This window comes from Thalassotalea sp. LPB0316, assembly GCF_014898095.1.
Classification (GTDB): domain Bacteria; phylum Pseudomonadota; class Gammaproteobacteria; order Enterobacterales; family Alteromonadaceae; genus Thalassotalea_G.
Genome location: NZ_CP062946.1, coordinates 1,706,128 through 1,718,132, shown reverse-complemented (window position 1 = coordinate 1,718,132; position 12,005 = coordinate 1,706,128). Strand labels below are relative to the sequence as shown.

Sequence of the window (12,005 nt, the reverse complement as noted above, 5' to 3'; positions counted from 1 at the left end):
TGAAAAGTGAAAATTTAGCGCTTTATTTTACATAAGGGCGTCTGTTTTCGCCGCGCAGATAAAGTCATTCTTGTGTAGACCGCGAATGGCATGAGTCCACCAAGTTACCGTCACTTTACCCCATTCCAATAAAATAGCTGGGTGATGAAACTCTTCTTCGGCAAGCTCTGAAACTTTGTTGGCGAAAGCCCATGCTTGTTTGTAGTTTTTAAATTTGTACACTCGCTCTAACATCATAACGCCATCGCGTACTTCAGGTACCCAATCTGGTAACTGTGACATAAATTGCGCTAATTCTTCGTCGGTAACTTTTGGTGCATCAACGTGACACGCTTCACATTGCTGGGTTGATAAAGTTGAATTCATGGTATTTCCTTAACTGGCTATTTTTTCTTTTGGTGGAAATTTAGGCTCGTGTAAACCCAGTGCTTTCGCTTGTGCTACTAAGCTCATTAAGTCTAGATTGCGGATCGCATCTAGATCACTCATTTTTTCTATCATAAAGTAGATAGGTTGCATAATATCAATGCGATAAGGCGTGCGCAGAACGTCAATAACCTGTTCTTCATTGGTTAAAAAGCGGCGCTGTGCATTACCTTCTTCTAATGCGTATTTAGTTTCACCTGGTGACGATAAAATTCCACCACCGTAGATTCTCAAACCGTCTTTAGTTTTCATTAAACCAAACTCGACAGTAAACCAGTACAAGCGAGCTAAAAATACGCGATCTTCTTTACTCGCTGCTAAACCAATTTCGCCATAGGCTTGAGTAAAGTTAGCAAATGCGGGATTAGTTAACATTGCACAGTGGCCAAACAATTCATGAAAGATGTCTGGCTCTTGCAAATAATCAAACTCTTCCTTACTGCGAATAAAGGTCGCTACTGGAAATTTCTTTTGCGATAGCAGGCTGAAAAACTTTTCGAAACCAATCAACGCCGGCACTTGCTCACATTGCCAACCGGTAGTTGCCAATAGTACCTCGTTAACCTCTGCTAACTGAGGGACGCGATCGGTTGGCAGATTGAGTTTCTCTAAGCCAAGAATAAATTCATCACAGGCGCGTCCAACCATGAGTGGTAATTGACGCGTAATTAATGCCTGCCAAATACTGTTCTCTTCGTCAGTCCAATGAATAAAACCATTTTCATCGGCTGCTTTAGAGACATACTTCGTTGCCTTTGACATGTTGTAACCTTGTATTATTTCGTACTCACTTTCACAGTAAGTATCTTGTGTGGCAAGCCACTTTAGTTGCCCTAATATTATGCTAAGGCTCTAAATAAGGTCACCCCTTGCAAAAAGGTTAAATTTCCAACAGACAAAATAAATGTAAATTTTTAATTACATCGCTTATTTACAGACCAATAAAATCAAGACTTAGGGCTTTTTAAGCACTAACTGTTTTAACTTGCCAATCAGCACTTGCCTGACTGAATTGATGCTTGGTGTATCTTGATTAAACGGCAAAGGACGACACAAATGCACTGTTTTGATACCTAACCTCGCCGTCAGCATACCGGAAGCTAAGCCTTGCGCTGCCCGCCCCGACAGTTTACCGAGTAAGTCTGCGCCAATCATTTCGGTGCCAACATCAGCAATGATTTCTGTTGCGCCGGCAAACACCATATTTTTCAGCACTTCTCTGATCAATTTAATCCGACTCCAGTACCCCAGCTTGATACCATACAAACCAGCGACTTTGTCAACCATGGCAATATTACGCCAAAAAACAATCAACATATCGATAAAGGCTATCGGACTAATCGCCACCATCATCATGGTTTCGCTAGCGTGTTTCGCAATTTCGTTCATCGCTTTTTGATCAACAACACGCATCACTTGCTTATTAAACAACTGAATAATTTCAGCATCGCTAAGGTGTTTGTATTCTTTAGTTAGCCAAGCATCATCTTCAGGTAAAGCGGTATCACATGGCAGTTTTTTAGCAATTCTCTTACAGACATCAACAGCTTCGCCTTCAGCATAGCCCTGATTAAGCTCGACAATTTTTTGCTGTACTTTTATTTGTTTTTTCAGCTGTGACAAACCAGCGACTTCTTTGAGAAATGAGGTACCTACTGTTGCCGTGATCACACCAAATAAAATGGCGTATAGTGACGTAATAAATGGTGACTCAATAAAGCCTGTACTAAAGAAATCGAATGCTTCGATACCGACGATCAGCATAAACACGACAATCGCCAACCGAATACCCCAGCTTGTCTCACTGCGCCTTTCGATTTGTTGTTCAATGTCTTGCAACTCACTTTCTGTTGCGTGCCAGTCATCATTATCGAAATACACTTGCTGTACAGGTACATCCGTCAACGATGGCTCAACGTATACTTCTTCAGTGTTTTGTTCATCAAATAAGATCTGCTGTTGAAATTGTTCTTTTTCAGTGCTCATCGCATTTTATCTCCTAATAAGAATTCTAGCGCTTGATCCATTCTTATGTGCGGTAATGCTTGGTGCGCTTTGAGCGGGTGTTGTGGCGCGAATTGTATAAAGTTAAATGGGCTTTCTTGCCATGTGCTATCTGTGGGTACATCACTTGGCACACTGCCCGGGAATACCGTGATCACTTTATCGTCGTTAACTCGCTTGCCCTTTACAACATTAATCTGTTGATTTTTATAGCGACTTTTACCCACTTGCGTGGTTCGTATTGACGCCAGTGCTAAGGTCTTTACTTCAACCGATTGATAATGCAACTCATGGCGTTTTTGGTAGACCATTTTATTCAGTAGCTTAACCAAATTAGCATGTTGTTCAGGGGTGACGTGATCCGCTTTAGTAGCGGCAAATAGCAACTTGTCTATTTTAGGTGAAAATAGTCGCTTCAATAAACTTGATTTACCGTAATCAAAACTTTCTAGAATCATTGCAATAGCCAATTGTAAATCATCAAAACTCGCTTTGCCGTGATTGAGCGCCGATAAACAATCACACAACACGATTTGTCGGTCGAAATTGACAAAATACTGCTTATAGAATTTTCTCACCACATTGGCTTTATAAGCGATATAGCGTGCTCGCAGTGTGCCAATAATGGTATTGTCGTCGGCATTTTGATAGTCATTTTTATCTAACGAATCGAAACGGGTAAACGGAAAAAACTGTAAAATGGGCGCGCCGGACATATCGCCAGGTAATATAAAGCGTCCCGGTTGAATAACCGACAGGCCGAGATCATTTCTAAAGGTATGTAACAACTCAGTGTATTGCTGCGCTATATCGGCAAGCTGTTGCTCGTCCATCACGGCAAATGGGTCAAGTTGGTTAACCTGATCAATAAAATCAGTTGCAGCACTTAACCTTGGCTCTTGGGTCAATAACTTCATCGTCTGCTGTGACCATTCCTCAAAAGTTTGATTGAGCATGGGTAAGTCAAGTAACCACTCACCTGGGTAGTCAATAAAGTCTACATTTAAGGTAACTACATCGGTGGCTAATTTTAGCAGTGAACTTTTGGGTTGATATCGAATAGCTAGGCGCAATTCACTAATTCGCTTAGTCGGCTTTGGAAAGCACGGAGGATTTTGGCTCAGTCTTTCGATGCCTTCGTCATAGGTAAATCGCGGCACTAAGTCGTGCTGTTGAGGTACGCGTTTAGCGGCAATAAATCGTTGCTCAACAATCGGTGTGAAGAAAGCGAGCTCGGATTGATGATTTTCACTAATGAGTTGGTTGACTAATGAGGTAATAAAGGCTGTTTTACCAGACTGGCTCAATCCCGTTACCGCTATATTGACCTGTTGATCTAAGGTTCGATTGAGAATAGCACCTGCTTTTCCCTTTATTTTTAACAGCTTTTTTTCGATTGATTCTTTGTTCATTGCTGGTGATTTTCATTAACAAATTTAATGATCTACATGCACTCCATACTAGCTAGTTTTCGCGCTTGAAGATAGTGGTGTTCGTGCACAGATAAAAAAAGAAAGCGACCTAAGTCGCTTTCTTTGGGAAGAGAGCTATTAGAGCTTATTAATCTCTCTACTCACGGTAAATTGTGGTGAAGTAACATACTCTTCTATGGTTCTCAATTGCCCTTCTAGCTTAGTGTACTTACGACGTATATCATAGAATGCTTGCTTAGGCGGCTCGCCAGCTTGCCAAATACGCGTTTTCACTTTAATTGACTCATCTAAGATGTCGTCTTCCTTGTTTGCTTCTTGAAGCTTATCACTAGCACCGGTCCCAACTGTTTTGCTGACATGGCCAACTGGCTTTTTATCTAAAATAAACCAACCTGCAACATAGATTAAAATAATCCAACCCGCACCTAACAAAACACCTGACACTGCGAAAATTCGAACTAACCAAGTTTCCCAGCCAAAGTAATCTGCAAGACCTGCACAAACACCTGCAACTTTACCGTTTTTAGGGTCACGAAATAGTTCACCTCGACGATTATTTGCCATGTTTATTTCTCCACTCTGGTGTTTCAGCATCTAGTATCGCTTCAAGCGTATGGATGCGCTCTGCCATACTATCTGCCATTTCCGAAAGTTCGCGTAACTGTTGGTATTCCTCTTCGCTTAATCCCTGACTCATTTGACGCTTACTGCGATAATGTAGAATTAACCAAATCGGTGCCACGACAATCATGAAGATGATTACTGGGGCCATAATGATCTCTTCCATGGTGCTCTCCTTATCTGCGTATTAATTAAGATTTTTTAGATGATTTCATTTTAGCTTTTAATTGTGCTAATTCATCATCAACCTGTTCACTAGTTTCTAATTCAGCAATTTCATCTGCTAATGATTTTGCCCCTAAATCGTATGATTCAACTTGTGCTTCAATATCATCAATTTTACGCTCGTAGCGATCAAAGCGGCTTAATGCGTCGTTGACTTTATCGCTGTCAATTTTACTTTTCACTTTCAAGCGTGAACTTGCTGTTTTCTCGCGCATGATAATCGCTTTTTGGCGCGCTTTAGCATCGGCGAGTTTCTCTTGTAATTGCGTGATTTCACCTTGCAACTTGGCCATGTGTTCATCAACGTGTGTTAACTCATCAGTCATCGCTTGAGCTGCATCATTACATTTATTCTTCTCAACTAGAGCAGCACGCGCTAAATCTTCTCTATCTTTGCTTAGTGCTAGCTCCGCTTTTTCTTGCCATTGCTCGGCATCTCGCTGGAAGCGAGAAATTTGACGCTGAAGATCTTTCTTGTCAGCAAGTGTTTTTGCCGAAGATGATCTTACTTCAACTAAGGTGTCTTCCATTTCTTGAATGATCAGACGTACCATTTTTGCAGGATCTTCTGCCTTATCTAATAAATTATTGATATTAGCATTTATGATATCGGTAAAACGTGAAAAAATACCCATAACGACTTCCTCTACTTTTCAACTTTTAAATTTTTGCTTGCTACTTACTATACAGATTTTGCGCCAAGATTAACCAATACTATAAATCATTGATATTGCTAGACTTTAACTTTATATTAAAAAACTCTTCATTATCAACACTTAATCAAATAGACTACTTGTTAGTAAAATAAACCAATAATTAGGTTCTAGGATGGCACGCTTTCAACAACAAGATAATTTAATTGGCCAATCAAATAGTTTTCTCGAAGTTTTAGAGCAAATTTCACAGATAGCGCCACTGAGTAAACCTGTCTTGATCATCGGGGAACGAGGTACTGGTAAAGAGCTAATTGCGGCGCGTTTGCATTACTTGTCTCAGCGATGGGAGCAGACTTACCTCAAGCTCAATTGCGCGGCACTGAACGAAAATTTATTAGAAAGTGAATTATTCGGCTATGAAAGTGGCGCATTTACCGGTGCTAACAAACGTCATGAAGGTCGCTTTGAACGCGCGCACCAAGGTACTTTATTTCTCGATGAAATAGCTAACACTTCAGGCCTCATCCAAGAAAAACTCTTAAGAGTTGTTGAATATGGTGAATTTGAACGCGTAGGCGGCTCAAGAACCATTAAAACCGATTGTCGATTAATCGCCGCAACCAATGAAGATTTACCAACTTTAGCTGACAAAGGTGAGTTTAGAGCTGATTTACTCGATCGCCTTGCCTTCGATGTTATTACCCTACCGCCGCTAAGAGAGCGGCCGGATGATATTATGGTGTTAGCTGAACACTTTGCTATTAACATGGCACGTGAATTAGAGTTTGAGCTGTTTAGTGGCTTCACCGAAAAAGCGCGTCGCACCATGTTGGATTACGATTGGCCGGGTAATATTCGCGAATTAAAAAACGTAGTAGAACGCAGTGTCTATCGTTGTAATAACCCACATTTGCCAGTACACGAATTAGTTATCGATCCGTTCGAGTCACCTTATCGCCCGAAATCACGAGTAAAAACTCATGACAGAGTGAGTCACTCACCAGAGCCAGTGGCTATTACCACCGAGCCAACGCCAGTAGAGCCAGTAAATGTGCAAGTTACACAAAGTGCTCCACAAGATTATAAGTTTCCAGTATCATTAAAAAAACTATCTCAAGAGCACGAAATACAATTGATTAATGCGGCATTGGCAGCTAATCAGTTTAATCAAAAGAAAACCGCAGAGGCACTTGAGCTAACTTATCATCAACTTCGAGGGTATTTAAAAAAATACAATTTACTCGATGGTAATATGAATGAAGAAGACTAAACAGTTATTCACATTACAACGCTATTTTGCCGGTTTAGTATCGGCAATGACACTACTTATGGCTGGCTGTAGTAATGATGAAGATGTTTCACTGCGCGAAAAGAGTATTATATACTGCTCCGAGGGTAGCCCTGAAAGCTTTAACCCGCAAACGGTAACCTCTGGCACAACGATAGACGCGATCGCGAATCAACTCTACAATCGTTTAATTACCTTCAATAGCGAAGACAACTCAATTATCCCGGCAATAGCTAAATCATGGCACGTAACTCGCGACGGTAAGAAAGTCACCTTTTACTTGCGTAAAGACATTCGTTTTCACCACACCGATTATTTCACACCTACACGAAACTTAAATGCCGACGACGTGTTATTTAGCTTCAATCGTATATTGGATCCGAAAAATCCATATCATCAGGTCGTGTCTGGTAATTTTCCCTACTTTCAAAACGTCAACTTCACTGGCTTGGTTGAAAATATAGAAAAGATCAACGACTACACCGTAAGAATAAGTCTTAATTATCCTGACGCCTCTTTTTTAGCGCACCTTGCATCAACTTATTCGGTTATTTTATCAAAAGAATATGCCGATCAACTAAGCCGCACGGGCGATGAAAAACTCATCGACCAATTACCTATAGGCACTGGCCCCTATAAATTTAAAGAATACCGCACAGGCTCATTAATTCGTTATTATCAACACGAGCACTATTGGCAAAAAACGAATAATGCGACACAAGTGGTATTTGATATCACCACGAATAACTCAGGCCGTTTAGCTAAGCTACTAGCAGGTGAATGTGACATCGTGGCTTATCCTATAGCACACAAGAAAATTCAAGAATTCCCTGACGTTATGCTGGAGTCCGTTACTGCGCTGAACGTAGCTTACTTAGGCTTTAATACGGCAAAACCACCATTTAATGATAAAAAAGTCAGGCAGGCAGTCGCCCATGCAGTTAACAAACAAGCGATTATTGACGCCGTTTATTTTGGTCGAGCAGAGCAAGCTAAGTCTGTACTGCCACAATCATCTTGGGCTTACGACAAAACCTTAACTGAACACGAATACGATCCCGCACTTGCTCGCGCTCTGTTAATTGACGCTGGCTACCCCGATGGATTAACCATAGATGTGTGGGCTATGCCTGTGCAACGCGCCTATAACCCAGACGCGTTAACTATGGCAAAGCTGATCCAATCAGACTTACAACAAATCGGTATCACTGTGAATATTGTCAGTTATGAGTGGGTAACTTTCTTGCGTAAATTGTCTCGTGGCGAACATCAAAGCGTATTATTAGGATGGTCAGCTGATCACCCTGATCCCGATAATTTTTTCTCGCCGCTGTTGAGTTGCGCCTCGGCAGAAACGGGCTCAAACCGTGCCTTTTGGTGCAATCAAGCATTTGATGAAATTCTCAGTGAGGCATTATCGACAACGAACCCAAATCAACGCAAAGCCTTTTACCGTCAAGCGATGGCAATCGTGAAGGATGAAATCCCACTATTACCAATTGCTCACTCCAAACGTTATCAGGCAAAAGCTAATTATATAACAGGCAAAAGCCTAGACGCCTTTGGTGGCGTTAATTTAAGCCGAGTCAACAAGCAAATAGTGGGTGAACAATAATGTTAGTGTTCACCTTAAGGCGCCTAAACCTATTCGTTTTTACCCTATTTTTGTTAACCGTATTATCCTTTAGTTTATCGTTTATGTTTCCTGGCGATCCCTTGGTCAATATTAGCGGAGAGGTAAACCCAACACCGACACGGTTAGCTGAACTAGCTGAAATTTACAGTAAAGATCAAGGATTAATATCGCAATACTTTACTTATATTGGCAATATTTTCAGTGGCGAATTTGGCGTTTCTATGGTGACCGATCTCTCATTGTTGGACACCATATTAAGCCTTTTACCTGCGACCATCGAACTGAGCTTGGTTGCATTATTTATCGCAATGGTCTTTGGTATTCCACTTGGCTTTATCGCGGCGATCAAGCATCGAAAAAATAGTGACAATGTGATTTTATCAATCGCCATGGTTGGCTACTCTTTACCTGTTTTCTGGGTCGGATTAATGGCCATTCAACTCTTTTCAATTGAATTGGGTTGGTTTCCATCAGCAGGCCAAATCAGTCCAGTATATGAAATTGAGTCGCGGTATGGCATTTTAATCATTGATATTTTACTTAGTGAAAGTACTTACAAGTGGCAGGCATTTTCAGACGCCACACTGCATTTAATTTTACCCGCAAGTGTTGTTGCACTGGCACCAGCGACTATTTTTGTGCGCTTAGCTCGCACCGCTATGTTAGAAGTATTAGAAACGCCTTATATACGCGCAGCCAAAGCTAAAGGTCTAAGCTTTGCCCAAGTAGTCTATTCACATGCCATTCGAAATGCTCTGATCATGATCGTTCGCCACATTGGTTTACAGTTTGCAAATTTGATAACTATTGCCATGATCACCGAAGTGATTTTTAGCTGGCCTGGCATAGGCCGTTGGCTAATTGAAAGCATTTATCAACGCGATTATACGGCGATTCAAGTGGGGTTATTGGTATTATCGAGCTTTATTTTTGTCGTACATATTTTATCTGACTTTTTATATGCAGCACTTAATCCATTAGCACGAGGTAAAAAATATGGCTCGTGATAAAATTTATATCGAAGAAGAATTCCCATCACCGGTCGTTCAATTCTGGTTAGAATTTCGAAAGCAGTCGATTGTTAATGTGGCATTTATTAGCTTCCTCATTTTAGTGTTTATCGCGATTTTCTCTGCAATACTCGCACCTTATTCGCCAACAGAAAGCCATATCGATAGTTTATTAATGCCACCTTCATGGGATAAGAATGGCGATGTTAGTTTTCTATTAGGCACTGATCAGCTCGGTCGTGATATCTTGTCTCGATTGTTACACGGCACATCACTGACCTTCGGATTAAGCTTTGTGGTGGTTGTTATTTCACTGGTTATAGGCGTTATCATAGGCTCTTTTTCCGCGCTAACCGAGGGTGTTAAATCGAGCCTGCTAAACCATATACTCGACGTTGTTTTATCGATCCCGTCATTATTACTGGCAATCATTATTGTCGCATTACTTGGGCCAGGCATTGAAAATACGTTGTGGGCTATTGTCATTGTATTGATTCCTCAATTTGTCCACGTCACCCGCAATGCAATAAAAGAAGAATACAAGAAGGATTATGTGCTTGCCTCCAAGCTTGATGGCGCAAATAACGTTCGAATTCTCACTTACTCGATTTTCCCTAATATTCTAGAAAAGATTGTCACTCAAGCGACATTTGCCCAGTCTGCGGCGATTGTCGATATTGCGGCACTTGGTTTCTTAGGCTTAGGTGCACCAATTCCTATGCCTGAGTGGGGCGCAATGTTGTCAGACGGTATCGACTTATTCTACATTGCACCATGGACAATTTACTTTCCTGGGATGGCTATTTTTATTGCCGTATTAATCACCAACTTAGTCGGTGAAGGCATTCGTCATGCAATCAAAGAGGTTAAAGAAAAATAATGAACCTGTTTGATATCAGAAATTTATCAATTTCACTTAAATCTCACGACACAGATATATTAGCAGTTGATCGCGTATCACTGTCGATGAAAGAAGGTGAAGTTCGCGGCCTAGTGGGTGAATCAGGATCGGGGAAATCACTGCTTGCACATGCAATTATGGGGGTGTTAGATAGTAAATGGACGGTCACCGCAGACAGGTTTCATTGGCGAGGCCAAGATTTAATGAACTTAACGCCTCACGAGCGTAAAGCGATCATAGCCAAAGACGTTGCGATGATTTTCCAAGAGCCGATGTCGAGCCTTGACCCCACCACTACCATAGGTGAACAAGTAGAAGAAGCGATCGATAGTGCCGCACTCGGCGTGTCATTTTGGCGTAGAAGACAAGCGCGAAAAGCCGAAGCCATTCGCCTTCTGCACAAAGTGGGTATTAAACACCACGAAGTCTGCACGTCAAGCTATCCTCATGAGTTAACAGAAGCCCTTTGCCAACGCGTAATGATTGCAATAGCCCTTGCGAAAAAGCCAACGCTATTGATTGCTGATGAGCCTACGGCAGCAATGGAAAGTAGAAACCAAGGGCAAATATTTCGTTTACTGGCTAGTTTAAATCAGCTAAAAAACATGTCGATATTGCTAATCAGCCACGACTTAGAAAATGTCACGCACTGGACCAACACAATTACCGTCATGTACAGTGGCCAATTTGTAGAAGCTGGCACGACAAAACAAATTTTCACCACCCCGCTTCATCCTTATACTCGTGCTCTCGTTGACAGCAGCCCAGCAGCCAATATTGATTTACCGCCAAAATCACGATTGAAGGCATTACCTGGCAGTATTCCTGCTTTACAACATTTACCGATCGGCTGTCGCCTAGGCCCGCGTTGCCCTAAAGCTCAGCGCAAATGCGTAACTGCGCCAAAAGCAAAAAATTATCATGGCCATGTGGTGAGTTGTCACTTTAACTATAAAGAGAATGCTTAATGAGCCGTTTATTACGTGTTACTGATTTAAGTAAAACCTACAAATTGCCAGGCTATTGGTTAAACAAAAAGACCTTTACCGCACTCGATCCTATCAGCTTCACCCTCGATAGTAATCAAACCTTGGCTGTCGTTGGTGAGGTTGGCTCCGGTAAGTCAACGTTAGCCAAACTACTCGTTGGCGCAGAATACCCAAGCACGGGTAAGATAGATCTCGATGGAGAGGAGCTCCACAGCGGTGATTTTAGTCAGCGCTGCCAAAAAATTAGAATGATCTTCCAAGATTCGGGAACGACGTTAAATCCCAGTTTAACGGTTCAACAAATTCTCGATGAACCTTTGAAGCTCAATACCGAACTCGATGAGCTAGCGCGTGCAGAGTTGATGCGTGAGACGTTAAAAAAAGTCGGTATGTTACCCGAGCATTTACACTTTTATCCGCACATGTTTTCTGGTGGTCAAAAACAACGTATTTCACTAGCACGAGCTATCATTTTACAGCCAGAAGTCTTAATTTTAGACGAAGCGCTTGCTGCGCTCGATCCATCGCTGCGCTCACAAATGCTCAATTTGTTGCTCGATTTACAACAACAAATGGGCCTAGCTTTTGTCTTGATTTCACAAAACCTCGGCATTGTCCGCCACGCCAGTGATCATTTGATTGTACTTAAAGATGGGAAAGTTGTTGAACAAGGCCCAACACAAGAAGTATTTAGCAAACCCAAGCACAAGTACACGAAAATGTTAATGATGAGCCAGCATTTAAAACTAGGCCATATCTCATAAAAAAGCTCAACGTGATGTTGAGCTTTTTACTATTTAATACGCTTGGTATAAC

The 12,005-nt window shown here is 41.6% G+C and carries 13 protein-coding genes; 6 read left to right on the top strand and 7 right to left on the bottom strand.

Annotated features, from left to right (window positions below; all coding sequences use genetic code 11):
- Nucleotides 1-27 precede the first annotated feature (27 nt).
- From LP316_RS07620 to pspA, 7 genes are all read right to left on the bottom strand, one after another.
- The gene (locus tag LP316_RS07620; protein ID WP_193023718.1) at nt 28-366 is read right to left on the bottom strand and encodes a 4a-hydroxytetrahydrobiopterin dehydratase; all 339 of its coding nucleotides are present in this window, start codon (nt 364-366) and stop codon (nt 28-30) included.
- 9 nt (nt 367-375) lie between these two features.
- Nucleotides 376-1,188, bottom strand: a complete 813-nt coding sequence (gene phhA / locus LP316_RS07615) for a phenylalanine 4-monooxygenase (RefSeq protein ID WP_193023717.1) — start codon at nt 1,186-1,188, stop codon at nt 376-378.
- A 192-nt stretch (nt 1,189-1,380) separates the two neighbouring features.
- Nucleotides 1,381-2,412, bottom strand: a complete 1,032-nt coding sequence (locus LP316_RS07610; RefSeq protein WP_193023716.1) for a YcjF family protein — start codon at nt 2,410-2,412, stop codon at nt 1,381-1,383.
- Nucleotides 2,409-3,842: a YcjX family protein gene (locus LP316_RS07605; protein WP_193023715.1), complete on the bottom strand. Its 1,434-nt coding sequence runs from the start codon at nt 3,840-3,842 to the stop codon at nt 2,409-2,411. The genes LP316_RS07610 and LP316_RS07605 overlap by 4 nt, the downstream gene beginning before the upstream one ends.
- 138 nt (nt 3,843-3,980) lie before the next feature.
- Nucleotides 3,981-4,427, bottom strand: coding sequence for an envelope stress response membrane protein PspC (gene pspC, locus LP316_RS07600; protein ID WP_193023714.1), 447 nt, complete (start codon nt 4,425-4,427; stop codon nt 3,981-3,983).
- On the bottom strand, nt 4,417-4,650 hold the full coding sequence (gene pspB, locus LP316_RS07595) for an envelope stress response membrane protein PspB (RefSeq protein ID WP_193023713.1): 234 nt from the start codon (nt 4,648-4,650) through the stop codon (nt 4,417-4,419). Before pspB ends, pspC begins: the two co-directional genes overlap by 11 nt.
- 25 nt (nt 4,651-4,675) lie before the next feature.
- Complete coding sequence (pspA, locus tag LP316_RS07590; RefSeq protein WP_193023712.1) at nt 4,676-5,344, bottom strand: phage shock protein PspA; 669 nt, start codon at nt 5,342-5,344, stop codon at nt 4,676-4,678.
- A 193-nt stretch (nt 5,345-5,537) separates the two neighbouring features.
- On the opposite strand from pspA, the gene pspF reads away from it, so the two are divergent.
- From pspF to LP316_RS07560, 6 genes are read left to right on the top strand one after another with little or no spacing between them, the layout of a single operon-like run.
- Entirely contained in the window at nt 5,538-6,635 is a 1,098-nt protein-coding gene (pspF, locus tag LP316_RS07585; RefSeq protein WP_193023711.1) for a phage shock protein operon transcriptional activator, read from the top strand.
- On the top strand, nt 6,622-8,268 hold the full coding sequence (locus tag LP316_RS07580) for an ABC transporter substrate-binding protein (protein WP_193023710.1): 1,647 nt from the start codon (nt 6,622-6,624) through the stop codon (nt 8,266-8,268). Before pspF ends, LP316_RS07580 begins: the two co-directional genes overlap by 14 nt.
- Nucleotides 8,268-9,296: an ABC transporter permease gene (locus LP316_RS07575; RefSeq protein WP_193023709.1), complete on the top strand. Its 1,029-nt coding sequence runs from the start codon at nt 8,268-8,270 to the stop codon at nt 9,294-9,296. The genes LP316_RS07580 and LP316_RS07575 overlap by 1 nt, the downstream gene beginning before the upstream one ends.
- Nucleotides 9,286-10,179, top strand: a complete 894-nt coding sequence (locus LP316_RS07570; RefSeq protein ID WP_193023708.1) for an ABC transporter permease subunit — start codon at nt 9,286-9,288, stop codon at nt 10,177-10,179. Before LP316_RS07575 ends, LP316_RS07570 begins: the two co-directional genes overlap by 11 nt.
- A complete protein-coding gene (locus tag LP316_RS07565) occupies nt 10,179-11,168 on the top strand; it encodes an oligopeptide/dipeptide ABC transporter ATP-binding protein (protein WP_193023707.1) in 990 nt (329 codons plus the stop codon). The genes LP316_RS07570 and LP316_RS07565 overlap by 1 nt, the downstream gene beginning before the upstream one ends.
- Nucleotides 11,168-11,953, top strand: coding sequence for an ATP-binding cassette domain-containing protein (locus LP316_RS07560; RefSeq protein ID WP_193023706.1), 786 nt, complete (start codon nt 11,168-11,170; stop codon nt 11,951-11,953). Before LP316_RS07565 ends, LP316_RS07560 begins: the two co-directional genes overlap by 1 nt.
- Nucleotides 11,954-12,005 lie beyond the last annotated feature (52 nt).

Coding starts and splice junctions, on each gene's coding strand:
- pspC (WP_193023714.1), bottom strand. CDS start 4,427: ATGGCAAATAATCGTCGAGGTGAACTATTTCGTGACCCTAAAAACGGT.
- LP316_RS07575 (WP_193023709.1), top strand. CDS start 8,268: ATGTTAGTGTTCACCTTAAGGCGCCTAAACCTATTCGTTTTTACCCTA.
- pspA (WP_193023712.1), bottom strand. CDS start 5,344: ATGGGTATTTTTTCACGTTTTACCGATATCATAAATGCTAATATCAAT.
- LP316_RS07560 (WP_193023706.1), top strand. CDS start 11,168: ATGAGCCGTTTATTACGTGTTACTGATTTAAGTAAAACCTACAAATTG.
- LP316_RS07620 (WP_193023718.1), bottom strand. CDS start 366: ATGAATTCAACTTTATCAACCCAGCAATGTGAAGCGTGTCACGTTGAT.
- LP316_RS07580 (WP_193023710.1), top strand. CDS start 6,622: ATGAAGAAGACTAAACAGTTATTCACATTACAACGCTATTTTGCCGGT.
- LP316_RS07565 (WP_193023707.1), top strand. CDS start 10,179: ATGAACCTGTTTGATATCAGAAATTTATCAATTTCACTTAAATCTCAC.
- LP316_RS07610 (WP_193023716.1), bottom strand. CDS start 2,412: ATGAGCACTGAAAAAGAACAATTTCAACAGCAGATCTTATTTGATGAA.
- phhA (WP_193023717.1), bottom strand. CDS start 1,188: ATGTCAAAGGCAACGAAGTATGTCTCTAAAGCAGCCGATGAAAATGGT.
- LP316_RS07570 (WP_193023708.1), top strand. CDS start 9,286: ATGGCTCGTGATAAAATTTATATCGAAGAAGAATTCCCATCACCGGTC.
- pspB (WP_193023713.1), bottom strand. CDS start 4,650: ATGGAAGAGATCATTATGGCCCCAGTAATCATCTTCATGATTGTCGTG.
- pspF (WP_193023711.1), top strand. CDS start 5,538: ATGGCACGCTTTCAACAACAAGATAATTTAATTGGCCAATCAAATAGT.
- LP316_RS07605 (WP_193023715.1), bottom strand. CDS start 3,842: ATGAACAAAGAATCAATCGAAAAAAAGCTGTTAAAAATAAAGGGAAAA.